Origin of the sequence: Desulfonatronospira thiodismutans ASO3-1, from assembly GCF_000174435.1 — a bacterium.
Classification (GTDB): domain Bacteria; phylum Desulfobacterota; class Desulfovibrionia; order Desulfovibrionales; family Desulfonatronovibrionaceae; genus Desulfonatronospira; species Desulfonatronospira thiodismutans.
The window spans coordinates 168038-193466 of sequence record NZ_ACJN02000003.1 but is presented as its reverse complement, the minus strand read 5'-3'; the positions used below and the strand labels follow the sequence as shown (position 1 = coordinate 193466).

Annotated in this window: 22 protein-coding genes; 15 read left to right on the top strand and 7 right to left on the bottom strand. The window is 52.8% G+C overall.

The features are described 5' to 3' along the window. Positions 1–8: 8 nt before the first annotated feature. Genes DTHIO_RS12665 through DTHIO_RS12655 form a run of 3 tightly spaced genes read right to left on the bottom strand, consistent with a single transcriptional unit; the run spans position 9 to position 2790 of the window. Positions 9–605 carry a nitroreductase family protein gene (locus DTHIO_RS12665; protein WP_008870667.1) on the bottom strand — a complete coding sequence of 199 codons (597 nt, stop codon included), beginning with the start codon at positions 603–605 and terminating at the stop codon, positions 9–11. Further along, positions 602–2374: an aldehyde ferredoxin oxidoreductase N-terminal domain-containing protein gene (locus tag DTHIO_RS12660; RefSeq protein WP_008870666.1), complete on the bottom strand. Its 1773-nt coding sequence runs from the start codon at positions 2372–2374 to the stop codon at positions 602–604. Before DTHIO_RS12660 ends, DTHIO_RS12665 begins: the two co-directional genes overlap by 4 nt. Beyond that, a complete protein-coding gene (locus DTHIO_RS12655; protein WP_008870665.1) occupies positions 2374–2790 on the bottom strand; it encodes a 4Fe-4S dicluster domain-containing protein in 417 nt (138 codons plus the stop codon). The genes DTHIO_RS12660 and DTHIO_RS12655 overlap by 1 nt, the downstream gene beginning before the upstream one ends. Before the next feature lie 208 nt (positions 2791–2998). Here DTHIO_RS12655 and DTHIO_RS12650 point away from each other — a divergent pair, with 208 nt between their 5' ends. Continuing rightward, complete coding sequence (locus DTHIO_RS12650) at positions 2999–4180, top strand: pyridoxal phosphate-dependent aminotransferase (protein WP_008870664.1); 1182 nt, start codon at positions 2999–3001, stop codon at positions 4178–4180. Positions 4181–4580: 400 nt separating this feature from the next. On the opposite strand, the gene DTHIO_RS22090 is transcribed toward DTHIO_RS12650, so the two are convergent. Both DTHIO_RS22090 and DTHIO_RS22085 read right to left on the bottom strand, forming a co-directional pair. After that, positions 4581–5474 (bottom strand): IS4 family transposase, encoded by an 894-nt coding sequence (locus DTHIO_RS22090; protein WP_208596416.1) that lies wholly within the window; start codon positions 5472–5474, stop codon positions 4581–4583. Further along, positions 5411–6844 (bottom strand): IS4/Tn5 family transposase DNA-binding protein, encoded by a 1434-nt coding sequence (locus DTHIO_RS22085; protein WP_208596415.1) that lies wholly within the window; start codon positions 6842–6844, stop codon positions 5411–5413. The genes DTHIO_RS22090 and DTHIO_RS22085 overlap by 64 nt, the downstream gene beginning before the upstream one ends. A 477-nt stretch (positions 6845–7321) precedes the next feature. On the opposite strand from DTHIO_RS22085, the gene DTHIO_RS12635 reads away from it, so the two are divergent. From DTHIO_RS12635 to DTHIO_RS12620, 4 genes are all read left to right on the top strand, one after another. Further along, positions 7322–8767, top strand: a complete 1446-nt coding sequence (locus tag DTHIO_RS12635; RefSeq protein WP_008870663.1) for an ATP-binding protein — start codon at positions 7322–7324, stop codon at positions 8765–8767. Between the two features lie 13 nt (positions 8768–8780). Beyond that, on the top strand, positions 8781–10154 hold the full coding sequence (locus DTHIO_RS12630) for a sigma-54-dependent transcriptional regulator (RefSeq protein ID WP_008870662.1): 1374 nt from the start codon (positions 8781–8783) through the stop codon (positions 10152–10154). Then, positions 10151–13072, top strand: a complete 2922-nt coding sequence (locus DTHIO_RS12625; RefSeq protein WP_208596414.1) for a DEAD/DEAH box helicase — start codon at positions 10151–10153, stop codon at positions 13070–13072. Before DTHIO_RS12630 ends, DTHIO_RS12625 begins: the two co-directional genes overlap by 4 nt. Positions 13073–13214: 142 nt before the next feature. Then, positions 13215–14231 carry a hypothetical protein gene (locus tag DTHIO_RS12620; RefSeq protein ID WP_008870660.1) on the top strand — a complete coding sequence of 339 codons (1017 nt, stop codon included), beginning with the start codon at positions 13215–13217 and terminating at the stop codon, positions 14229–14231. 213 nt (positions 14232–14444) lie between these two features. On the opposite strand, the gene DTHIO_RS12615 is transcribed toward DTHIO_RS12620, so the two are convergent. Next, positions 14445–15086, bottom strand: a complete 642-nt coding sequence (locus DTHIO_RS12615; protein WP_161598674.1) for a YkgJ family cysteine cluster protein — start codon at positions 15084–15086, stop codon at positions 14445–14447. A 323-nt stretch (positions 15087–15409) separates the two neighbouring features. Here DTHIO_RS12615 and DTHIO_RS12605 point away from each other — a divergent pair, with 323 nt between their 5' ends. After that, the gene (locus tag DTHIO_RS12605; protein ID WP_008870658.1) at positions 15410–16249 is read left to right on the top strand and encodes a M23 family metallopeptidase; all 840 of its coding nucleotides are present in this window, start codon (positions 15410–15412) and stop codon (positions 16247–16249) included. A 402-nt stretch (positions 16250–16651) separates the two neighbouring features. Here DTHIO_RS12605 and DTHIO_RS12600 read toward each other — a convergent pair whose 3' ends face one another. Further along, positions 16652–17059: a cereblon family protein gene (locus DTHIO_RS12600; protein WP_008870657.1), complete on the bottom strand. Its 408-nt coding sequence runs from the start codon at positions 17057–17059 to the stop codon at positions 16652–16654. Between the two features lie 205 nt (positions 17060–17264). On the opposite strand from DTHIO_RS12600, the gene panB reads away from it, so the two are divergent. The 9 genes from panB to DTHIO_RS12555 all read left to right on the top strand — a co-directional run bounded on the left by panB (position 17265) and on the right by DTHIO_RS12555 (position 25368). After that, entirely contained in the window at positions 17265–18077 is an 813-nt protein-coding gene (panB, locus tag DTHIO_RS12595) for a 3-methyl-2-oxobutanoate hydroxymethyltransferase (protein WP_244156376.1), read from the top strand. 9 nt (positions 18078–18086) lie between these two features. Beyond that, positions 18087–18449 (top strand): response regulator, encoded by a 363-nt coding sequence (locus DTHIO_RS12590; RefSeq protein WP_008870655.1) that lies wholly within the window; start codon positions 18087–18089, stop codon positions 18447–18449. Between the two features lie 12 nt (positions 18450–18461). Then, positions 18462–19073, top strand: a complete 612-nt coding sequence (locus tag DTHIO_RS12585; protein WP_008870654.1) for a chemotaxis protein CheX — start codon at positions 18462–18464, stop codon at positions 19071–19073. Between the two features lie 84 nt (positions 19074–19157). Beyond that, positions 19158–20528, top strand: a complete 1371-nt coding sequence (locus DTHIO_RS12580; RefSeq protein ID WP_008870653.1) for a sensor domain-containing protein — start codon at positions 19158–19160, stop codon at positions 20526–20528. Between the two features lie 6 nt (positions 20529–20534). After that, positions 20535–21005, top strand: coding sequence for a D-aminoacyl-tRNA deacylase (gene dtd, locus DTHIO_RS12575; RefSeq protein ID WP_008870652.1), 471 nt, complete (start codon positions 20535–20537; stop codon positions 21003–21005). Between the two features lie 16 nt (positions 21006–21021). After that, positions 21022–22152: a PP2C family protein-serine/threonine phosphatase gene (locus DTHIO_RS12570; protein ID WP_008870651.1), complete on the top strand. Its 1131-nt coding sequence runs from the start codon at positions 21022–21024 to the stop codon at positions 22150–22152. A 16-nt stretch (positions 22153–22168) separates the two neighbouring features. Beyond that, positions 22169–22582, top strand: a complete 414-nt coding sequence (locus tag DTHIO_RS12565) for an ATP-binding protein (RefSeq protein WP_008870650.1) — start codon at positions 22169–22171, stop codon at positions 22580–22582. After that, on the top strand, positions 22564–22914 hold the full coding sequence (locus DTHIO_RS12560) for an STAS domain-containing protein (protein ID WP_008870649.1): 351 nt from the start codon (positions 22564–22566) through the stop codon (positions 22912–22914). The genes DTHIO_RS12565 and DTHIO_RS12560 overlap by 19 nt, the downstream gene beginning before the upstream one ends. A 297-nt stretch (positions 22915–23211) precedes the next feature. After that, positions 23212–25368: a flagellar hook-length control protein FliK gene (locus DTHIO_RS12555; RefSeq protein ID WP_008870648.1), complete on the top strand. Its 2157-nt coding sequence runs from the start codon at positions 23212–23214 to the stop codon at positions 25366–25368. The last annotated feature ends 61 nt before the right edge of the window (positions 25369–25429 follow it).

The following is a 25429-nucleotide window of genomic DNA, read 5'->3' as shown; positions in this document are numbered from 1 at the left end:
GAAAGTTTCTACTGTTCTTCCTGTCTTTCAAAGCTTTTTATCAGTACTTCCTCCAGGGGCCTTTTGGGTACGTGGTGCACTTTTCTGCTGTCCCGCCAGTACTTGATGTCCTGTCCGGGCTTCAGGGTTTCCAAAAGGACCATTTCCTTGGGCTTGCCCAGGGCCAGGACCAGGAGGACTTCCAGTTCATCAGGGACCTGCAGGGCTTCAGACAGGGCTTCCTTCTTGATGGAGCCTACAATGCAGCCCCCCAGACCGGCCTCTGTTGCACCCAGCATGATGGTCTGGGCGGCTATGCCCATGTCCCAGGCAGCGGTCTTGGAATGTTTCTTTTCTCCCAGGATCACTATGTAGGCCGAGGGCCTTTCTCCTTCTGACGGACCGGGCCAGTCCTTGAGGTATGCTGCCCAGGTCAGGGTTTCGAATATGGACCCGTTGGTTACAGGATCATTGCTGATGATGTACCTGAGTGGCTGCAGGTTGGCCGCAGACGGAGTAAGCCTGCTCAGATCAACCAGGGAAGTCAGGGTCTCCATACTGACCTTGTAGTTCTCGTAAAAGCGGCGATAGCTCCTGGAGCGGGCCACCATTTCGTAAATGTTCATTGATTTTCTCCCTGCCTCTTTTCGTGCGCACTGGCCATTTCCCGGAGTACTTCCTGGTATTTACTTTTAAGCTTGTCCATATACTCCGGGTCTGTTTTGCCCTTCCAGGTGGTTATCTCCTTGAACCTGGATGGAATTTTGACGTCTTCAGGTTTGAATCCGGTCCTGAACTTTAGCGCCCAGCGGTGATGCTTGATCTTTTCCACACAGGCGTCCAGTTCCTCCTGTGTATAATCATATCCAAGGGAATTCAAGGCCCTGAGAATATTTTCTTTGGGATATGCCTTGCGGGCGAAGAGACAGCCGACCATGGAACACATAAGGACCCTGTAATCCTCCTGATCCTGCATATATTCTATGGCTTTGTCTATGTTTCTGGAGTCCTGTTCCTGGTCAAGGCCGTATGCTCCGGTGTCCAGATGAGAATGCCTGAACCCTAAGGCCTGGCTGACGAAGTAGTTTTCCCCGGTGGCATACCCGGCCATTTCCTGACCCAGAACGCAGGCAAAATCTTCGCCGCCGTATTTTTCTGCGGCTTTCATGGTTCCCCCGGCCAGTGCCTGGTAAAACTCATTGGGCTGCCGGGTCAGGTGATCCAGCGCCTCCCTGTAAGCCTGAACATTGCCGAACTCCAGGTCTGTCAGGGTATGTTCCCTGGTGATGATTTTCTTTTGCAGGGCTTCGGTGGCCCAGGCCAGGGCAACCCCGGCACTGATGGCATCCAGTCCCATTTTTTCCACGTCCTCCAAAAGGGTCAAAACCCCGGGGGCCGTGTCAACTCCAAGCATGGTGCCCATGCCGAAGATGGGTTCGTAGTCGTAGGAAACCTGGCGGTACAGGTATTCGTGCTCCTGGCCGAAGCGTTCGCGCAAGAGACCTATATGAATGCATCCCACAGGGCATCCTGCACAGGCCACCTGCCTTAACAGCTGGTCCTGGCCGAACTTTTCCCCGGATATACCCCCGGCATTTTCATCATAAGTGCTTTGCATATTGCGCCAGGGAAGGGCCTGCAATTCGTTCAGGGGCAGGATATTTTCCGGGGTGCCCAGGTCGTGGTACTTGCGCATGGCCCCGCTTTGCACCACAGTATTATAGATATCCTTGTAGACCTTGTTGTATTCCTTGCTAAGGTCAGGATCCAGGTCCACGTGGCTGTCCCCGGACAGGATGATGCCCTTGAGGTTCTTGGCTCCCATGACCGCACCGCTGCCCATGCGGCCGAAATGGCGATAGGTGTCTACATTTACGCAGGCGTAGCGCACCAGGTTTTCCCCGGCGGGGCCGATGCGCAGGATGCTTCTGTGCCCTGGATTGGTGGGCTTCAGGCTGCGCATCTTTTTGCCTGTTTTGAATATATCCATGCCTTTTAAAAAGTGCACGTCCTGTATGTGAACTTCTCTGGAGCCCAGCCCGATACAGGTGGGTTTTTCAGCCTTTCCCCGGACGACGAGGGCGTCGTATCCGGCAAATTTTAGAGCCAGGGCGGATCTTCCACCGCCGTGGGACTCAGCGTACTGGTTGTTGTAGGGGGACATAAATCCCATGATGGTCTTGCTCATGAGGGGAAAGTAGCCGGTCAGGGGTCCGATGGCCAGAATCAGAGGCTGATCCGGATGAAATGCGTCTTCGCCGGGAAGGCCGAAATGACTGAAAAGACCGGCAGCCAGGCCGCTGCCTCCGATCCATTCCCGGCGGGCATCGAAATATTCCAGGGAGGACTTGTTTTTGCCAAGATCCACCACCATTACTTTGAAGCTGCTTGTCATTATTTTTTCTCCTTGGCGGTATCCACCATTTCCAGGCATTCGTGGGGACAGTAAGAAACGCACCTGCCGCAGTGGATGCAGAGCACCGGCGTTTCCCTCACGGGATCAAAGTATATGGCACCCACGGGACAGGCTTTGGAGCACTCTGCGCAGTTGATGCATCTATTTTGCTTGAAGAAAACACCTCCGCCGGGTCTTTGACGCAGGGCCTCGGTGGGGCAGGCCGCTGCGCAGGCAGCAGGATCGCAGGCCAGGCATACCCTGGCTTCGAAACCCGTGCTGATTCCGCCGGATGAGCGTATCTGAATGCCAGCTCTTTTCCAGGACAGGGATTTGTATACATTCCTGGCGCATGCCAGGGAGCATGAGTAGCACCCTATGCATCTTTCCATATTTGGGGTTCTTAATACCTTCACTGGTTTCCTCCGGTACGTCGGGGCAAATAAACATTTACCTTCAACGAAAGTTTTATTATTATACTATCCGTTTTTCAGTTGTGGCAGCGACGTGCACTGTCCGCCCGGCCGGATGCGAAGCAGTAAGTCCTTGATACTTGCTTGCATTAACCGGGGTTTTAAAGTGTTGATCAATAACATTGAGCCATTTCTAAGGGAGCATGAAAAAATGAACTTTAGCAAAAGAGTCTTGAGTATTCAACCTTCGGCAACCCTGGCAATAAACGCTAAGGCCCAGGAGATGCGTGCTGAAGGCGAAAATGTAATCAGCCTGGCGGTTGGAGAACCGGATTTTTCAACCCCTGATCATATAGTAACCGCTGCCAAGGAAGCTCTGGACAAGGGATTTACCAGGTATACCGCTGTGCCCGGCATGCCGGAACTGAGAAGGGCTGTGGCTGGATATTTTTCCAGGACCTATGGTATTGAGTGTACGCAAAACGAGGTGATAGTTTCCAACGGAGGCAAGCAGTGTCTTTATAATCTTCTGCAGGCCCTGGTTGATCCCGGGGACGAAGTGTTGATCCCCGGTCCTTACTGGGTCAGTTATCCGGACATGGTACAGCTGGCAGAGGGCGCTGCGGTCATCGTACCCACGGAGCCGGAAGACAATTTCCTGGTTAAAAAGGAAGATCTGGAGAAATACGTGACTTCCAGGACCAGGGTGCTTATATTAAATACCCCCTCCAACCCCACAGGGTGTCATTACAGTCAGGCACAACTTGAGGATATCGCCCGCTGGGCCGTTTCCAGGGATATTTTTGTCATTTGCGACGAGGTCTATGATCAACTGGTCTATCCTCCGGCAGAGATGTCCTCTCTTTGCAGTTTCTGGAAAAAGCATCCTGATGGCGTGGCCGTAGTCAACGGCCTATCCAAGACATTTTCCATGACCGGGTGGCGTATAGGCTACATCCTGGCCCATGAGGATTTAATCAAGGCCATGAGCAAAATACAGGGGCAGTCCACATCCAATGTCTGTTCTTTTGCCCAGAAAGGGGCCCTGGCCGGACTGGAAGGGTCCTTCGAGATGGTGGAGACAATGCGCGACAGCTTTGCCCGGCGTCGGGACCTGGCCCTGGAAATAATCGGTTCCTGGAAGGATGCTGTATGCCCGCGGCCTGATGGTGCTTTTTACCTTTTTCCCAGGGTGGATGCCTTCTACAATGACCGGGTGGACAGCTCCACGGAGTTGTGCAAGGCTGTGCTGGAGAAGGAAAAGATCGCCCTGGTGCCGGGCAAGGCCTTTGGCGACGACAGGTGTGTGCGTATTTCCTATGCTGTGGGCGACGAGGTGCTGCAGGACTGCCTGCAGAGGCTGGGTGGTTTTCTGGCCGGGCTCAGGGCTTAGGGGCAGAAGTCAGTGTCTCACGAGGGCGGCCCGGGACCTGATCTGCGAGTAACTTGGTAATAAGGAAGTGATCATTTAGAACCAACCACCCCCGGCCCCTCCTTAACCAAGGAGGGGAGTGGTCCGTGCCGCAGGCATAAAATGACAATTTTTTGTGACAGCGATATAGCCGAACCTGCGGGAATCTGGATAAGGAAGTGATCATTTAGAACGAACCACCCCCGGCCCCTCCTTAACCAAGGAGGGGAGTAGACCGTGCTGTACTCATAAAATGACAAGCTTGTGTGACAGAAACATTCGAGTATCTGGATAATAAGGAAGTGATCATTTAGAACGAACCACCCCCGGCCCCTCCTTAACCAAGGCTGACCTTTACCCACACATGACACCGTGGGTCTGGTCAGGGTCCGGAGGGCATATTGGGATAAGCCTGCGGATTCATAATTGTGTACATCTCTGTGGCTGTATCCAGGCGTTGCAGGCCTCGCCAAAGGGTTTGGGTTCCAGGAGGACCGTCGCCTTTACGTCCAAGGTGTCCTCCTATTCCTGCCACCATATATATTGATTGCTGCAGTGATGGTGGTTCTTCTGGAGGCGTGGAGGTTTTGTATACATAACAGCAAAGGGCTTTCCATTCGGCATCACTAAAAAAAGCTGTGCATGGTACATCGGGAATCTCCCTGCCAAGCATAGTCAGATGATAAATACGCCACGCAACCACCATGTCTACACCAAGGCATGCCTGCAGGCGATCAGCAGTGCCCAGCTGACGGTTTTTTATACGGCAGCCACTTTTAAGAGTTCTATGATAAACCTCAATCCCCCAGCGGTTTGCATACCAGTTTACGCATCTTTTTGCGGTCTGGAAGTCCGGCACCTCTTCGGTGGTCAGCAGCATCCATTCAATAGGATCGGAATGCTCCTGCTCCAGGACATATACAGCCCAGACAGTTGCCGGGCCATGCTTATTTAAACGCTTGGGCGGTTTGAGGGTTACCTGGGTAAAGCGGATATCCATCCAGGTATCACGGGCCTTACGCGACCCACTGCGTGGAACGTGTATTTTAAGTGATCCGCTTACAGGTTGTTTGAAGACATATTCCCACAGCGAATCATCGTGCAGTTGGCGATTACGCGATTTTTCAGCTCTGACCAGCAGCCGCGGAGCCTGTGGATCTTCCAGAGCGCTGGAAAAGAGTTCGTATATATCCGATTCCCGGTCCCCAATACTTACCAGCTTGGTATCCGGGCAGAGTTTTTGAACTTCGCAGACTTTTTCAAACTGCGAAGCCATTTAATGCTTTCTTTTTGCTCTATGGGCAGTTCTTTACGCCGTTCTCTTTTCTTTTCATCCTCTGGATCTCTGGCCCAACACTGGGCATCCAGAACACCCAGGGGTATGCCTTCTTCTGTAAAGGCCAGTGTGTCGTGCAGGAGTAGGCCGATGAGGGTATCCTCACTGGTACATATAGGCCCCAGGTCACTGGTCATGGGATGCGCACTATAGTTCAAGGTCGTGGTATCCTGAGGAGCAAGGACCACGGGATGTTCTTTGATACGTTCAACTGTGGCCTCTTTGTGAGCGTCAAGTATTACATCCATATTTATCCTGGGGTTTTGAAAAAACCTGTAGGCTCCCATTGTCCGGGCCTTGGAACCGCTGGCTTTTGGTATATCACCTTCAGGGTCTGCAAAAAAATCCTGGGCAATGTTAAAAAGTCGTTGCTTTAGACGATCATCGTAAAGGCGAATGGCCCCGAACTCGTATTCAGCCCAGTTTTCTGGTTCTTCCGGAAGAGGAATTTCGCCTAATTTCTTTTGAGGTTCACGGCAAAGAACTTCACGCCAGTTGGAACACAAAGGCTTGAGAAAAATATTTTTTGGAACTCCGTCTCTGCGACCGGCGGTCTGGTTGTCCAGTAAAGTCCAGTTGTCAGCTTTGTAACATGTGCCGGAAAACCTGCCTGGATCAACAAAGGTCTCTACCAGAACGGGGCGTATATTGTATCGTTGTTCCCAGTCCTGGGGCAGCCTGGCCAGGGCTATGGATAAAACGTAGGAGGCCAGATTACAAACCTGGACCGTAGGCAGAATTAAAAATCTGGCGTTTCTAAGCACCTGATGCAAATTTGTTCTTCGGGCGGCTTCACTCCAGCCGATATACTTATCTCTGGCTTTGACTGCCCAGGAAGCTGAATCAAAGGCCAGGGCACCAAGGTGGCCATAGGTGGAGCTGTGTATAAGATATCTCATTTGTGCCCCGCACAAAGAACCGTTGCCCAGGTAATGGTATTGTTCCAGCAGGTGGAAAAAGAGCTTGGAATCTTTGCTGTACCGGCTTGCTACCGGATAGACATTGACTTCACCCAACTGGTCCAGTGTACAATCTACGTTTGGAGGCTCAAAATTATTGCTGGCAGCCTTTTTTTGTTGAAAATCATAAAACTGTTCTTTCTGGGGAAGCTCAAGGATGTTTCTCCGGTTGAGTTCAGCCAGAGTTTTTCGACAGCTTACCTGGCAAAGATTTCCATTGGCGGCTCTCCAGTCCAGCTTTTGGCAAACAAGCCTTGAGAGTTCGCGCATGGACATGGAAGGCTGCTCGTTGATCGTTGCCTGGACCCAATTCAACGTATCCTTGGAGAAATATTGACCGCTGATATACATGCCATAACGCTTAACTCCTCATGGCCCCGGTGTCAAGCGTGTGCGAGGCTCAGTTAACCAAGGAGGGGAGTAGACCGTGCTGTACTCATAAAATGACAAGCTTGTGTGACAGAAACATTCGAGTATCTGGATAATAAGGAAGTGATCATTTAGAACGAACCACCCCCGGCCCCTCCTTAACCAAGGAGGGGAGTAGACCGTGCTGTACTCATAAAATTACAGGCTTGTGTGACAGAAACATTCGAGTAACTTGATAATAAGGAAGTTACCATTTAGAACCAACCACCCCCGACCCCTCCTTAACCAAGGAGGGGAGTAGGCCGTGCTGTACTCATAAAATGACAAGATTGTGTGACAGCAATATTCTGGAATAATTGAACTGGCATTGTAGTTATTTAAAGGGGGGCAGCAAAAACAATGAGCTATGAACAGTTGTGATGAATCTTAAATTATATGAATTGAGGCAGGTGTTCCAGGTTGTTCAGATCTCTTATACGCTCTGATCCGGTGAAGCCGTTTCCTTTTGTTAAGTTCCTCTCATGGAGTTCCCTGATTATCATCCTGGCCTCCAGTCTCGCCCTGTCGGTTTTTATAGCCAACTATGCCCGGGAGGCTATAATCAATAAAAACCATGAGTTTGCACTGCTCCTGGCGGAAAACCTGAACCACCAGATATATCAGAGGTTCACCCTGCCCACGGTGCTTGGATTCGGCCGGATAGAACTGCGCCAGGAAGCGCAGTACGAGCGTCTGGACCAGGTGGTGCGTTCCACCATACACAGTTTTCATGTGCTGGATGTGAGTATATATGACCACCAGGGGGTGGTTTCCTATTCTACAGACCAGGATCTGGTGGGACAGGATGAACTTGCTGACAGGCTTGTGGCCTCCACCTTTGAGCATGGACGCCATAGTTTCAAACTCAAGAAAAATATCTCCAGCTGGCAGGCCATGTTCAGGTTCAGCCTGGAGCCTGATTCCATCGTGCTCAAGACTGTATATCCCCTGCGGGCGGAAAGAACTCTTGGGGTCAAGGATGAGCCCATCATGGGCATACTGGAATTCCACCAGGATATTACCTCGGACTATGAATCGGTAATCCATTTTCAGTGGCTTATCATTATCGGGTCATTTACTTTTTCCCTTGTCCTGTTTTTCCTGTTGTACATGATCATACTGCGCACGGACAAGGTGCTGGACCAGAGGATACGCGAAAAGGAACGCTTAGAAAAAGAGCTGCATCAAAATGAGAAACTGGCCAGTATGGGCCGCATGGTGGCCAGCATCGCCCATGAAATAAGAAACCCCCTGGGGATTATCCGCAGCAGCAGCGAGATTTTGTACAACAGGGCCAAAAAGCAGGGCTCGGCGGATGCCAGGCTTTTAGAGGCCATATTTGACGAGTCCAAGAGACTCAGTCAGACTGTGAACGATTTTCTTGATTATGCCCGGCCCAAGCAGCCCAAGCTGGACCAGGTGGACCTGGTGCGCATATGGAATGAGTTGATCTCTTTTATGGGCTCTGAGCTGGACAAGCATGATATAACCCTGGAAAAGGATTTTCCTGAGAACATGCATGTCATGGGGGACAAGGACCTGCTTTACCGGGCCTTTTACAATATTTTCGTAAATTCCCTGCAGGCCACACCGAGGGGAGGCGTCATCAGGGTGAAGATCACCTGGGATGATGCACCCCTGGTGGTGGTGACCGATACCGGCCCCGGGTTCGAGCCTACCATGATTGACAGGTATCTGGAGCCTTTCTACACCACCAAGGATACCGGAACCGGACTTGGGCTGGCCATTGTGGCCGGGATCCTGCAAAACCATGAAGCAGGGCTTTATATCAGTAACAACCCCGAGGGCGGAGCCAGCGTCCAAGTGCGGTTCAGCACCCAACAGAACAGTCAGCAAAGCCGTTAGGCTCGAGAAAGACATGAACAGCCATATTCTGGTTATAGATGACGAAAAGAATTATCTTCTGATCCTGGAAACCATTTTAGAGGAAGAGGGGTATACCGTCACAGCCCTGAATGATCCACAGATGGCCCTGGACTACTTAGATGAGTCCGAGGTGGATGTGGTTATTACGGACATGAAAATGCCCGGGATAAGCGGGCAGGATATACTGGAGCATATCCAGAAGCACCATGCCCAGATCCCGGTACTCATCATGACCGCCTACGGCAGTATTGACGGGGCGGTGGAAGCCATGCGCTGCGGGGCGTTTGACTATATCTCCAAGCCCTTTTCCAATGACGAGCTCATGCTCTCTGTACGCAAGGCGGCCCTTCTGTCCAAGTCTGAGCAGGAAAAGAGGCTCATGACCCAGACCCTGGCGGAGCAGTACGGGCCGCACAAACTGGTGGGCAACAGCAGAAGTATCCGGGAGGTTCTGCAGATGGTGTCCAAAGTGGCGCCGAGCAGGTCCACGGTGTTGATTACCGGGGAATCGGGCACTGGCAAGGAGCTCATAGCCAGGGCCATACACTATTCTTCCCCGCGCCGGGAAGGTCCGTTTATCTCCATCAACTGCATGTCCTTAAGTCCCGGGGTCCTGGAAAGCGAACTCTTCGGACACGAAAAGGGCTCTTTTACCGGGGCCACCGCCATGAAGAAGGGAAGGTTCGAGCTTGCCGACGGGGGGACTTTGTTTCTGGACGAAGTGGGCGAGCTCTCCCAGGATCTGCAGGTGAAGCTTCTGCGGGTGCTGCAGGAAAAGGCCTTTGAGCGGGTAGGCGGTTCCAGAACCATTCATGCAGACATACGGCTGGTGGCAGCCACCAACAAGGATCTCAAGCAGGCGGTGGAAAAGGGGGAGTTTCGCGAGGACCTTTACTACCGCCTGAACGTGGTGGGCATAAACCTGCCCCCCCTCAGGGAAAGGCGTGAGGATATTCCGGTTCTGGTTGCACACTTCATGCAGAAATTTTCCTCTGAAAACCAGCAGGAACTAAAAAAATTCGCCCCCGAGGCCCTGGAATATCTTACAGCGTACGAGTGGCCCGGAAATGTGCGCCAGTTAGAAAACGTGGTGGAGCGCTGCATGGTGCTTGCTTCCAGGGAAGAAATAGGAGTGGAGGATCTGCCAAGCGAAATCAAGGACGAAGAGGCCCAGTTCAAGAGCGCGGTGGATTTGTTGCCGGTGGAACTGGAACTGTCCGGAACCCTGGAAAAGATCGAAGCGGCGCTCATCAGAAGAGCCCTGGTTAAAAGCGGGTTTGTCCAGGTTAAGGCAGCGGAGCTCTTGAATATTTCCAAGAGCCTTTTGCAGTACAAGCTAAAGAAGTACAATATCCAGCCCAAGTGAGTACGAGACAAGCTCAAATGCCCGGTGTTGACGAGTTATTGCAGCAGATGGGCCAGGGAGACCTGCAGGGGCTCTCCACAGTGGCTGTCAAGGAAATCCCGGCCAGAGAAGCCGAATTTTCCGGCATTGAGGGACTGCCCCCTCCCCTTAAGCAGGCGTTGACAGAATCAGGCATCGAAAATTTTTATACCCACCAGGCCAGGGCGGTAAACCTGGTTCGAAAGGGCCGGAGCGTTGTCACGGCCACGCCCACTGCCAGCGGCAAATCTCTTATTTACAACATCCCTGTCCTGGAATCCATAATAAACGATCCCGCCTCAAGAGCCCTTTATCTTTTTCCCCTAAAAGCCCTGACCCGGGATCAGCTGACCAGCCTGGAGGAATTCGCCCGGTTGCTGGCAGGCAAGGTTCATGTTGATTCTGCAGTCTACGACGGGGATACCGACCCCCAGGCCCGGGCCAGGATCAGGAGTAAACCTCCAAATATCCTCCTGACCAACCCGGATATGCTGCACCGTTCTTTTCTGCCCTATCACCGCAGTTGGCAGAAGTTTTTTTCCGCGCTCAAATATATAGTTGTGGACGAGGTACACACCTATCGCGGGGTTATGGGGTCCAACATGGCCTGGGTGTTTCGAAGGCTGAGGCGCATCTGCGCCCAGTACGGACGTGAACCGGTATTTATATTCAGTTCAGCCACCATAGCCAACCCGGGACAACTCTGCTCGGCCCTGACCGGACATGAGCCGGAAGTAATCCAGAAAGGGGGTGCTCCTGCCGGTAAAAAGCATTTTCTGCTTCTGGATCCCGAGATGCAGGGCGCGGCCCAGAGTGCCATCCGGGTTCTGCAGAAGGCCCTGGAGCTTGGCCTGCGCACAATTGTTTATACCCAGTCCAGAAAGATGACCGAACTCATTGCCATGTGGGCTTCCCAGCGGGCCGGCAGGCTTAAGAAATATATAAGTGCCTACAGGGCCGGGTTTCTCCCGGAACAGCGCCGGGAGATCGAGCAGAAGCTTGCCTCTGGCGAGCTTCTGGCGGTTGTTTCCACCAGTGCCTTAGAGCTGGGCATTGATATCGGCCACCTGGACCTGTGTCTGCTGGTGGGCTATCCCGGATCGGTTATGGCCACCATGCAGCGCGGGGGAAGGGTGGGCAGAAGTGGCAGAGACAGTGCCATCATGCTCATCGGGCATGAGGACGCCCTGGATCAGTACCTGCTTCGAAATCCCCGGGAATTTTTCAGTCTGGAGCCGGAAAGTGCGGTCATCAATCCGGACAATCCCAGCATAATGCGCAGACACCTGGTATGCGCCGCAGCAGAAAAACCCATTGCACTGCAGGAAATGATGCTGGACAATGAAGCTGGAAAGTGTATTAAATCATTGGAAAAAGATGGCGAGTTGCTGGCTTCGCGGGACAGAAGTTTTTACTATACCCGGGCCAGGTATCCGCACAAGGACGTGGATCTTCGAGGTACAGGACAGACCTATAATATTTTTGAGCATTCCACAGGGGAGTACCTGGGGGAAGTGGACGGGGTCAGGGCCTTCAAGGAAACCCATCCCGGAGCTGTCTACCTGCATATGGGCGAGACTTACGTGGTTCAGGACCTGGATCTGGAGACCTTTGCCGTTTACGCGGCAAAATCGGAAGCAAACTATTATACCAGGCCCATCACCGAGAAATACACTGAAATTGTAGAGGTGCAGGCCACTAGGGCTACAGCCGCCGGAGAACTCTGCCTGGGCCGGCTCAAGGTAACCGAACATGTGAGCGCCTATGAGAAGAGACTTGTCCGGGGACAGGCCCGCATCGGGCTTATCCCCCTGGATCTGCCTCCGCTGGTTTTCGAGACCCAGGGGATGTGGTTTACCCTGGACAGCCAGGTGCGCCGCGATGTGGAAGATCGCAGGCTGCACTTCATGGGGGGACTGCATGCACTGGAACATGGCCTCATCGGGTGCATGCCCCTGATCATTTTGACCGACCGCAATGATCTGGGCGGTATTGCATCCCCTGTGCATGAGCAATTGCATAAGGGGGCAGTATTTATTTACGATGGTACTCCCGGGGGTATCGGCCTTTGCAGGCAGGCCTTTGAACTGGGGGACAGGCTTGTGGCCAGGGCCATGGGGATTTTGTCTTCGTGTACCTGTGAAAACGGGTGTCCCGGGTGTATTCATTCTCCCAAGTGCGGATCAGGCAACAGGCCCCTGGACAAGGAGGCAGCCATGCACATGCTGGCAGTGCTTGCCGGGGAGCGGTGCGGGGAGGCAAAGAGAAAGGATGTTTCCTGCAGGATTGAAACTGATGAAGGCTCTATGGAAATTGACAGCGGATACACAAAGAGTGACCAGGCAGAACTTCCCTATGCCGTGTTAGATATAGAAACCAGGTATTCGGCACAGGAAGTCGGTGGATGGGGCAACTGCCACCGCATGGGGGTCAGCTTTGCAGTGGTATTTGATTCCAGGAACCAGGAGTTTGTTACCTTTGACCAGGAACAGGCAGCCGATCTTGGGTCATTTCTGGAAGACTTTTCCCTTGTGGTGGGCTTTAACCTGCTCAAATTCGACTACAGGGTCCTGCAGGGGTTATCGGATTATGATTTTTCTTCTCTGCCCACCCTGGACATGTTAAGGGAGATTGAGGCCAGGCTGGGACACCGCCTTTCCCTGGATCACCTGGCCAGGCATACCCTGGGGACGAACAAGTCCGCCAACGGCCTTATGGCCCTGAAGTGGTGGAAAGAAGGCGAACTGGACAAAATCGTCGAGTATTGCCGCCAGGATGTGTCCGTTACCCGGGACCTGTATCTTTTCGGGCGGGATAAGGGTTATCTTCTGTTTAAAAACAAGGCCGGGAAAAAGGTCAGGATACCTGTTTCCTGGCAGGATACTGCTTTTCAGGTATAGATAAATTGCAAGTATTCAGGGGGCACTCAGTTGTAGTTCCTGGTACTCACGCCAGAGGCGTGATTGCGGCACCCCCTGAATGGTTATGATTAATTCAATGCTTGCTGCCTGTTAAGGCAGTTTTTCCCGGGAGGGAAAATTTATGGGCAAAAAAGTACTGATTTCAGCTGTTCTGGCCATTGTTATCCTGGGCGCGGGGGCCCTGGTGTGGTATTATCAGTTTCGCGAGCCTCCGGTTGAGCCGGATGATCCCGATATTACCATGCATCCGGTGGAAAAGCCGGATGACCCGGTGGATGTCACCGGGCTGGACCCTTTAAGGGAGCACCTGGAAAGAGAGCCCGAGGATCCGGTGGAACCCAGGGAGCCGGAGGAGCTTCCAGATGACGAGGTGATAACCGATAGATTCATCAGGGACCTGGCAAGCCTGATATTCAGAAATTATCATCCGGCCGTGTCTCCCGCAGAAGAGGGCGGCTTTACCCTGAGCTTCAGAGAATTGAACATGCATTATGCAACTGAGCTAACCGGTCTTAGCTACGAGGAACAGGATGTGCTCCAGGCCAGGGAGGAGGTCCTTGGGCACCTGCTGCAGCCGGAAGTCATCGACCTGGTGGTCCGGCGTTATGGCCCGGAACTCTTTGACAGACTGGTGCACCTTGCAGAAACAGAGCCACGGGAGGTGCATACTTCCCAGGGGCTGCAGGAAAGGCAGCTTGAGAACAGAGAGACAGTGGAAATGCTGGAGATTGTGGCTCAGCGCCTGGAGCATCTTGCCCATGTTTTTTCCAGGACGTCCAGTGAAGAGCCGGTGCTTGAGCGTATGCGCGACTACCTGGATACCGTGGAGGAGCTCAACTCGGTATATTTTGAATACTGGCAGCTGGATGAGTCCGACGATGAAAGAAGAAGCGAGCTGGCTTCAAGGATCAAACAGCTTATCATGCAGAGGGAAAACATCAGGGGCAAGATAGTGGACCGGGTCTCAACGCCGCAAATTGCCGAAGCCGGCCTTGATGTACTCTACCAGGTCCAGTGGATTTTTAGAAGGGTAGAGAAGGGAGGCTTTTCCAGGGACTCCATCCAGGCTATGGCCGAGGCCGGGGAAGACCTTGCCAGTATGGCCAGGGACAGGGCGGATGAGCTGGTGCAGGAGTGACTTTCAGGTGGTGCCGTCTGGATTTAACTTAATGAAATCGTAACCATTCAGGGGGTCCTCGGTGATGATTGCTGGCACCAGGCCTGGGGACTGTCCCCCGCTAAGTACTAAATGTGCAGGTCCACAAAACTTTGCGTCTACAATTTTTGCATTTGGTGCAGAAAAGGTGTCGCGGGGACTGTCCCCAGGCCGATTGAGGCATCCCCTGAATGGTTACATGAAATCCATCAGGGGACGGACCAGCTCCTTCAGGGGACGGCCAAAATAGAAGAGCATGTCCTCTTCATGAGCCCCGGTTTTTTCCTGAAAGCCCTGCCGAAAGGAATCGTCAAAAGCCAGGAGGCTGTTTATTTCTTCACGCAGCGTCCCGGGGGCGTTTACTTCCTGTTGCAGCATGTAAGATAGTTCTGTAACAGGGCATTTCTCCTCGTGCATGCAGATGAGCTCGTCCATGGCCGAGCCTTTGGGAAATATATCCGCCCTGGTGAGGCGGTTTTTCTGGTAGTAGTTCATCAGGGGGTCAGGGTTCCAGCATTCCAGGAGGCTGCACTCCATGGGCCTGGAACCGTAAATGCTGCAATGCCCGGAATGCTGGTCCAGGAACAGACATCCCCGGTGACCGGCATTTGCTGACCTGATTTTGATCATTTCCCTGCCCAGGAGCACGGGAGTGCCCATGACATTGTCCAGGGCCGGTTCTCCCCTGCGGTATAGAATCAGGGTGTTTCGGCCGAGGCTTTTTCCGGTTATAAGGGGGAGATCTTCCTGATGCAGGGCCGGGCTGTTTCTGCGGCAGCACTGGCCGCATTTGATGCACTTGCTCCGGGTATGTTCGCTTTTGTTGCCGTATTGCATGGCTTTGACCATTATCCGTTATGATCACGGATTGTCAAATTGTATACAAATGTCAATCATGTCAGTGACTTAATCCTGAAACCATGTCACAAAAAACAAGAAAGTTTGAACCACGAAGGCACAAAGGACACAAAGGAAGAAAGCACAAAGGGTTTTTCATTTGCCGGGAAAACGGCAAATGAAAAGGCATCCTTTTTGAAAACCGTTTCCCGGTTTTCAAAAAATACCCTCCTTACTGTCTTAAACTTTGTGATCTTCGTGTCTTTGTGGTTCAATAATCTTCTTATTTGGGTTGCGGACATGGCCCGCGTTAGGATGAGCAAATGATCAGGAAAATTCTCTTTTCCCTGCTGCTGATTTTTTTCTGGGCTATGCCGGTTTATGCCCTGGATGTACAGGTCCCCTCTGAAGTCGGCCGGGGTGAACCTTTCTGGGTGGATATCAGTTCTGATGATAAGCCGGCGGGAATAAAGGTCGCCTGGATGGACAGGGAGTTTGCAGTTCCCGTGGATCTGCCCGGGGAGCAGAGGGTGCTTCTTGGTGCCGGACTGGATAAAACAGGAGAACATGAACTGAGCCTGGTGTTTGACCTGGATGGAGAAAGCCTGGAAAAGACTTTTAAAATATCTGTAAAGGACAAGGATTACCCGGAGCAGCACCTGAGCCTGCCCGAGGAGATGGTTACCCCTCCCCAGGAGGTCCATGACCGCATCGCCCGGGACAGAGAGCAGATCCGCTCCGCCCTTAGCACCCTGACCATGGACAGGTACTGGGAAGAAGATTTTAAAGAGCCTGTTCCGGGAGACGTCAGTTCTCCATTCGGCGTTCAGAGGTTTTTAAACGGCCAGCCCAGGTCCGCGCACCAGGGAGTGGACTTCAGGGGACCTGAAGGCACGCCGGTAAAGGCCGTAACAGACGGCAGGGTGGTGCTCACCGGTGACTTTTATTACGGAGGGAAGACGGTTATCCTGGATCACGGCCAGGGCATCCATTCTCTTTACATGCATTTGAGCAGCATTGATGTGCAGGAGGATGTCTTTGTATCCCAGGGTGAGAAAGTAGGAGAAGTGGGCATGACCGGCAGGGCTACCGGCCCTCATCTGCATCTCGGGGTTTATGTGCTGGGAGATGCAGTGGATCCCATGTATCTTCTGGACAGGTGATTTATTTTCACCTCGGCGGCTGTTAGAATGGTGGCGGTTATCCCCTTAATCCATAGTAATTATTCACCATGGTCCGGGGACTTTGCAAACAGGACGTAAAAACTCACTCCAAGGAAGCGTAAATCAAAACCTACACACTGGTTTGATAGCCAGGATCTATTCTGTAACATGCATTGAATCAGGTTTGGTGTTTTACGGTTTTGATTAATCACGCCAAAGGCGTGACTACGCGTCCTTTATACAGTTTACGCCCAGTTTGCAAAGCCCCCGGACCATGAATCCGCAACCAGACGCTTAGATTATCCAGCTGAAGCAGATGGGGTGAATAATTACAGTCCATAATCCTTTTTCGATATCGACGTCGACACCGATAAAAGCATTGCCATGTTGAAAAATCAAGGTCTATTTTTCACTCGAGGTATCAAGAATCAGGCGGTCCATGATAAGTCCGTAGAATTCGCCTGAGTCTCCGGATGAGTAACGCCAGCCCAGGTGCATTAGACAGGATATGCACACCGCGATCTGCCATGTAAATCCTGGAAACCAGGAGAATTCAGCAGTGCTTGGTCCGGTCCCCAGGCAGTTTACAGCCCAGGAAAAGCAGCCGACTTCGAATACGAGCCCGTGTGGGTTTACAAAAACATGCTTCTGACTGCCGTTGATACTGATGCCCGCATCCTGGCTGGTTATCCTGCTCAGGCACCCGGAGCACAGCAGGTTGGGCCTGCTCTGGAACTCACGGGTTTCTTCCAGGGAAGCAGCATCCGGACTGAAGTCCTTTCCCGGTTCTTCCTTGAGTAGATCATACATATTCTTTTCTCCATGCTTACGCTGCCTTTTAAATGCTTGTGCCCTGCATGTCAATTTGGCCATCTCTTGACAGGCGGCACTTAATAGGTTCAAAAAGAAATTGCCGGAGGCCGGAAAAGTGCAAATGCGCAAAGTGCAGACCCGTTGGAAATTGACCCCTGGCTATGCCTGCAGTCGGGGAGCTACCTAATAACCCTGTAAAAAAATGGATGAAGTTATGCCAAGGATGACGGTGCCGGAAGTTATAAAGACCAAGGGACAAAGAAAGCTGACCATGCTTACCGCCTATGAAAGTGCCATGGCCAGGTTTGTGGACCAGGGCGGGATCGACATGATTCTTGTGGGGGACTCTCTGGCCATGGTGGTGCTGGGGCATGAGGATACCCTTTCCGTGACCATGGATGAAATGCTGCACCACACCAGGGCTGTGACCAGGGTTGCCGGTAATTCACTGATAGTGGCCGACCTACCTTTTATGTCCTACCAGGTAAGCGTGGAAGAAGCGGTGATCAATGCCGGCCGCATGCTCAAAGAAGGCCGGGCCGGAGCGGTGAAAGTGGAAGGCGGGGACAGCATTCTGCCTCAGATCCAGGGCATGGTAAAAGCCGGGATACCGGTCATGGGCCACCTGGGGCTTACGCCGCAGAGCATTGCCCACTTTGGAGGCTTCAAGGTCCAGGGCCGGGGCGAGGCCGGGGAAAAAATAGTGCAGGAGGCGCGCAAGCTGGAGGAAGCCGGCTGCTTCAGCCTGGTACTGGAGGCTGTGCCGCCGGGACTGGCTTCCAGGATAACTTCAAGCCTGAACATTCCCACCATCGGCATAGGGGCCGGACTGGAGTGCGACGGTCAGGTTCTGGTGATAAATGATCTGCTGGGGATGAGCACCGGACCGGGGCCCAGGTTTGTAAAGAAATACGCCGATCTGGCCGGAGTTATTTCCGAGGCGGTGGAGCGTTACCGCAGGGAGGTTCAAAACGGTGAATTTCCCGATGAAAGCCATTGCTACAAGGACAGCTAAGGAGAAAACATGGCCAGGGTATTGATAGTAGAGGACTCGGTCTTTCAAAGAACCATACTGAAAAGAATTGTGCAGCAGTCCGGTCATGAAGCCGTGGAAGCGGCTTCGGGCCGGGAAGGCCTGCGCAAGATAGATGAACTGCAGCCGGACCTGATCCTGCTGGACCTGCTTATGCCGGATATCAACGGCTTCCAGGTGCTGCAGGTGCTGGAGAGTAAACATGTCAAAACGCCTGTAGTGGTTGTCACCGCTGACGTACAGGAGACCACCAGGCAGAAATGTCAGGAGCACGGGGTGGTGGAGCTGGTGAACAAGCCGGTGAATGATGAAAAAATGTTCGAGGTGCTTAATAATCACCTCGGTTCCAGATAAGGACCCAGGCTTATGTTAAATGATCTGCACAGGGATGCCCTGACTGAAATCATAAATATCGGCGTGGGACAGGCAGGCAATGCCCTGAACTCCATGCTGGCCATGCACGTGGAGCTAAGTGTTCCCGAAATCAAGGTCCTGGAGCCGGAGGACGTTCAGCAGGAGCTTGCCCCCTTAGATAAATCCTCCCTGGCCACTGTTATTTTAAGGTTTTCAGGTCCGGTTCCAGGGAAGGCGGCCCTGTTATTCCCTCCTGAAAGCGCCCTGAACCTGGTCACATTGTTGGTGCAGGAGGAGCCCGGGGATACGGACCTGGACTCCATTCGCAGCGAGGCTCTGACTGAGATCGGCAATATTGTGCTCAACAGCGTCCTGGGCAATTTTGCCAACATTCTAAGCATGGACCTGGAGTATTCACTCCCGGATTTCATGTTTGAGACCAGCGTGCATGACCTCCTGCAGCAGGAAGGCGGTGAAGGACACTCCATAATTCTGGCCAAGGCCCATTTCAAAGTCAGAGAGCACTCCATCGCCGGTGACATTCTTCTGCTTTTCGGCATCAACTCCATGACCGAGCTTTCCAGTATGCTGGACATGCTTGTCAAAAAGCAGGCCGGAGAATGACTCTGTTGCTTTCAAATCCAGCCTTTCCGGTCCCCATGCAGGGAGCCGGGCCGATGATTCACCTTGCAATCCTTTGGATCCTGTATGATTTTTCATGAAATTCAGGATAGATTCTGGATATTAAACCAGCTTCCCCTGGGTATTTTTATTCTGGACCAGGATATGCGTATCCAGTTCTGGAACAGGATCATGCAGGAATGGACTGAACATGATGCCAGAACTGTTATTGGCCAGCGGCTCCCGGATATGTATCCTGAACTCAAGCAGCCCCGGTTTGAGCCCAGGATCCAGGCAGTACTGGATGGGGGGCCGCCTGCTGTTTTTTCCTCGCACCTGCACGGCTGGTTTATCCCCATCACCAACCGGGATGGAGACAAAAGGCTTCAAAACACTACCATCGCCTCCATCAGGGTACAGGAAAGCTCCCAATGGACCAGACTGGCCTTAGTGACCATCCAGGATGTAACCGAACTGAACCAGAGGATCTCTGAGCACAGGAAAGTCCGCGACCAGGTCGTGGAAGAGCTCAAGAAGCGCCGGGAAATAGAACAGCGCCTGCGCCGGGAGAAGGCCTTTGTATCCAAGCTCCTGGATACTGTGGATTCCCTGGTGGTGCTGCTGGACAATGAAGGCAGAATTATACATTTCAACAGGGCCTGCGAAAGACTGTCAGGGTATTCTTTCCAGGATCTGCAGGGGAAAGAGATTTTCAAAAGGCTCATTCCCCCTGAAGAAGCAGAAACAGTCAGGTCTTTTTTCAGCCCTGATTTTGCAAACCTGCCCCATCACTTTGAGAATTACTGGTTGACCAGGGCAGGAGAAAAAAGGCTTATAGCCTGGTCCAACTGTATTATAAACGATGAGGAGGGCAACCCGGACTATGTGCTGGGCACGGGGATAGACATAACCGAGCAGCGCCGGATGCAGGAGCGCATTGAGCACATGGCCATGCATGACGGACTCACCGGCCTGCCCAACAGGAACCTTCTTCAGGACCGCATGGAAATGGCCATCGCCGCAGCCAAAAGAACGGGAAACAGGGTGGCGCTTTTGTTTCTGGATCTGGACGGATTCAAGGCCATTAACGACAATTATGGGCACAGCACAGGAGACGAGGTGTTGACTCTGGTCTCCCGGCGTTTGAAAGAATTGGTCAGGGCCTCTGATACGGTTGCCCGCTTCGGCGGGGATGAGTTTGTCATCCTGCTTACAGACACAGGAAAGCTGGAAGATGCCAAGCAGGTTGCCCGCAAGGTTGCCTGGCAGCTTTCCCGGCCATATATTCTGCCTTCCGGGGAACATCAGCTGGGGGTCAGTATGGGCATCAGCCTTTACCCGGATGATGCCGAAAGTGCTGAAGATCTTATGCGCCTGGCGGACAAGGCCATGTACAGGGTGAAAAAAAGCAGCGGCGACAAAGAAACGTGTTTTCTGGCTTCCTGTGAGAATGTTTGATATTTTATGAGAGTACTTCTGCAGCGGACAAAATGGGCCGGGGTCAAGACTGTGGTGGACCAAGAGCCAAGAGAGGTAAGGGTTGACAGGGGCCTGACCGGGCTTGTGGGTTTTTTTCGCGAGGATGCCGGATTGCCCGGGACCAGGGCCTGGGAGACCATGGTCGGAAAAATACTCAACCTGAGGATATTTCCCGATGAAAACCAGCGCATGAACCTCAGCCTGGCGGATATCCAGGGGGATCTGCTGCTGGTGCCGCAGTTCACCCTGTATGCAGACTGCCGCAAAGGGCGAAGGCCCGGGTTTTCCGATTCCATGCCCGGGGACAAAGCCCAGGAGCTTTTCGGATCTTTTGTAAGCCGGGTGGAGCAGTCATGGGACAGGGTCTATGCAGGTTTTTTCGGGGCGGACATGGACGTGGAGCTTTGCAACTGGGGACCGGTGACCATTATGCTGGACAGCCGGGATTTTGAATAGATAATTTTCGGGACTGATGAAAAAAGTAAAGCTTCTAATTGCCGAGGACTCCAGCATCAACCGGAAGTTTCTCATACGTCTACTGGGTGATGAATTCGAAATAGAGGAGAGCTGCGACGGGGAGGAGGCGGTGGATAAATTTGCCGCTTTTGCCCCGGACATAGTACTGCTGGACATTCATATGCCGGTTATGGACGGTCTGGAAGTGATCCGGCATATCCGCAATACCTCAGTGGACAGGGATGTCTTTATCCTGGTGCTCACCGGAGAGGAGTCCACCGAGGTCAAGGTGGAGGCCCTGAACCAGGGGGCCAACGATTTTGTACTCAAACCCTTTGTCCGGGAGGAGCTTCAGGCCAGGGTCAGGGTGGCCAAGCGGCAGGTTCTTATTCTGGAAGAGCTGCGCAAGGCCTATGCCGTCATTTCCACAGAAATGGACATGGTGGCCGATCTTCAGGCCAGACTGCTTCCCCGGGACGGATTTGAGTTTCCCGGTATTGACCTGGACTGGATGTATCTGCCATCAGGGAGGGCCAGCGGGGATTATTACGATTTTTTTCCTGTAGGTCCGGACACTCTGCGATTCGTTGTGGCTGACGTTTCCGGGCACGGGGCCAGGGCCGCTTTCATCATGAATACTGTACGGGCTATTTTCCGCATGTCCTGGCGTAACTATTTTCCCCTGGAGCAGGTGGTGGGTTTCGTAAACACCGATCTGTGTCAGATAGTGGGGGGCGAGGCTGATTTTGTCACCCTGCTGGCCTGCGACCTGAACCTTGGGGCGAGTTCCCTTTCTTATATCAATGCCGGGCACTGCCCTGGGTTCTTTCTGGCCGACCAGGAAATAATGCACGAGGCCCAGCCCAATTGCAGGCCCCTGGGAATTTTTCCCCTGGACATATCCGCAGGGGAGATCACCTTTAAAGAAAGCCTTAAAGCCTTTTTGTATACTGACGGTTTTTACGAGTGGGAATTGACCCCCGGGGAGATCCTTGGTCTGGACAGGTTTCGAAGCGAGGTGCAGCAGATGATCCTCCAGGATTGTTTCGGTCTCGAGGCGCTCAAGGAAAGGCTTAAGCGTATAGGCAATGACCGTGTCTGGTTCAGGGATGATCTCACCGCCCTGTGGGTCAGGACAAATCTTTAAGGGGCTGGAGGTCTGGATGCTGCAGCTGATCCTCAAAGATACAGTGACACCTTGTCGGGCCAGGATGATTGCCCGGGGGGTAAAGGCTTTTCTGGACACCTTTGTAACTTCTGATGTACTGTTCGATATTGAGCTGGTGCTGACGGAGTCCTGCAACAATGCGGCTCTGCATGCGTATCAGGGGTTGCCGGGAGAACTGGAAATAAAGCTGGATATAGTTGAGAATGAACAGGTGGGTTTGCAGGTCCGGGACTGGGGCCGGGAGTTTCAGTGTCCCTGGACTCTTCCGGATAACAACCAGGAATCCGGACGGGGCATCTACATAATGCGCCAGGTGATGCATACCTTTGATTATTCCCGGGTAGAGGACAGCAATGTTTTTTCATTCACCAAAAAAGTCGAGCCTGAGCAATGGAAAGAGTGCATATAGAGGACAAGGGCAACATGCTCATAGTGGACATCTCCCGGGAGATGACCATGGAGATCGTGGATGACCTCAAGAAAGAATTCGAAGACCTTTTCAGCCGTCCCTGGCAGGTGATGGCCCTGGACCTGTCCGGGGTGGCCTTTATGGACAGTGCCGGAATAGGCTTTGTCACCGCCCTGAACAACCGCAGTCTGCAGGAAGGCCGAAAATTCTGCCTGCTGAACCCCTCGGAACAGGTCATCAAGACCCTGAAGCTGGTCAATCTCTGGGACCTGTTTGCAACCTATCCCTCCCTTGAAGAAATTTCCCGCAGCTTGAACCTGGAGCAGAGTTAGCCCCTCAGCCCTGCCTTTCATCTTTCCTTTTCACCCCTTATCAAAGAAGCGAAATTTTTTGCACACTTCGCGTCAAGCGCGAAATGTGAAGATGATTATAAGAAACAAGTATCTGTTCCCCACTCTTGTCTTTTCGGTACTGATCCCGATACCGAGCCGACAAAAGCATTATCAAGGTGAACAGTCACCTGTTTTTTGTTTTGATTTAAGTCTCAGCCATACATCTGCAAGATTTTTTGCCTGGTTCTCCTGATTGTGGAACAGGAATTGATATATTCCCTGCCAAGGAGAACAACCATGCAAAATTTTCCCCTTATGGACATATCGCAATCTTCCGGTGACTTGTTGCCGGGCATGAACTCCTCCAGGTTTGGCGGAGGTGAGTTCAACGATGGTTTCCGGGACGTTTTCCAGGACGCTTTGCAGTCCCCCCAGAACAACAAGAGTCCTTTGCCTTCCGATTATAATCCACTCCCTGATGCAGGTGAAGGCCGCCATGAACAGGAGCTCAGCCGGGAAGAATTTGCCGGTGTGAAGGATTTTCTCAGGCAGCAGGGTGTAAGTGAGCAGGAAATAAAAAATCTTGAAGAGAGTTTTAATGAATCCGGTCTGACCTGGAGTGAGCTTGGGGATGAACTGGGTCTGGACCAGGAAATGACAGAGATGCTCATGCAGGCTGTAAAAAATGCCTCCCGTGAAGGTGATTCCCGGAAGTACGAATCGGCAGGGCTACGCCTGGATCAAAAAATATCTGAAGAGGACATGGACGCCGTAAAAACCATGCTTCGGGAGCAGGGGATAAGCGAGCAGAAAATTCAGAAACTCAAAGATAGCTTTCAAGAGTCTGGTCTGACCTGGAGTGAGCTTGGGGACGAACTGGGCCTGGACCGGGAAATGACAGAGATGCTCATGCAGTCTGTAAAGCAGGAAGGCTGGGGCAGCGAAGATCTCATGTCCGGGGAAATGGATGACATGTGGGATGAAAAGATCACCCCGGAAGAACTCGATGCCATAAAAGAGATGCTTCTGGAGCAGGGCATAGACAGCAGTGAGTTGCAAAAACTCCAGGAAAAGGTGGATAATTCCGAGCTTAGCTGGCGCGAGCTGGTGTCCAGGCTGGACATGGCGGACAGTCATCCGCCCATGGAGCTAAGCTCGGGCCAGAGACAGGATTTAGTCAGCTTTTTGTCCGAGCTTGGTTTTAATGCCCAGGAGAGAAAGGACCTGATCCGGGATGTGGAACAGGGCCGGCTGGACCGGGTGGCGGAACAGCTTGCCTCAAGACTAGACAAAATGGAAGACGGCCAGCGGGTATCTTTAAGCCGCAGCCAGCTTGAATCACTGCTGCAGGGATTCAGGGCGCAAAGCAGGGACAGAAGCGAGTATAGTGCATTCGCAGACAAGGAGCTGGGCAGGTCTGATCTTAAGAACCTGTTGGGCATGATTCGCCAGGACTCCCGGGAAAGCCGGGCCGATGGCCTGCTTCAGGGCCTTAAAAACGCAGCAGGCGATTCAGGCAGCAGGCTTTCGCGGGAGGAAAATTCTCTTCTGCGCATGATCGAGGCTGCCAAGGAAGAGGGTAAGGGCCGGAGCGCAGAGCGTGGCAATGCTTCCGCAAATCCTGAGGCAGAAAAGAAGCTCAAGGATACCCGGGAAAAGTCTGAAAGATCTCAAAGCATGCATTCCGGCCGTGAAAATTCGGAAAGGTCCGAGGGTTCCAAATCCAGCCGGGAAAACCAGGACAGCCGCAATGAAAGATCCGGCTACTCAGCTGTGAAGGATTCCCAGGAGCTGAGAGACCAGGCCTTGAGCGGGGAGGCATCCAGAGACGGCGGCAGGGATTCAGGCAGCAATAATCAGGATCCCTGGGAGAAATTTTTGAGCCGGGTACGTTCTGATACATCACAGGAAGTAAGAACCGCAGCAGCCGCAGCCGGGGCAAGGGAGGCGAGTGAGGCTGCCAGGCAGGGCGGACAGGCCGCACAGCGTGAGCAGATTTCCCAGCAGGTGATGGAGCAGGTGCGCAGCGGAACTTTCAAGGATATGGGCCAGGGCAAAAGCAAAATGACCCTGCAGCTCAATCCTCCCAACCTGGGCATGCTCTCTGTTGTGCTCAAAATGCAGGGCAGCGAGGTCCGGGCCATGGTCAGCACTTCCAATCACGAGGTGGCCCAGGTCATAAACGATAATCTGCCCCAGCTGCGCAGCAGCCTGGAGCAGCAGGGGCTACGCGTGGGCAAGATAGATGTGCATACCCAGCAGCCGGATAATCAGCCGGGTTCATGGCAGGGCCGCGAGGAGCACAACAAGGCCAGGGACCGTATGAAAAAGGCCATGGAAAAGGCCAGGCTCAGGGAAATGGAGCAGGAGGGCAAGGGGCTTTTCAAGCCCCAGAAGCAGGAAACTGTTTTCGGCAAGAACATGTCCAGCACAGGACTAAGCATTTTTGCCTGAGGGACCTGGCGGGCGTGAAGCGGCCAGGGTCTGCAATTCCGGTGTTTGCGGTTCCCGGAAG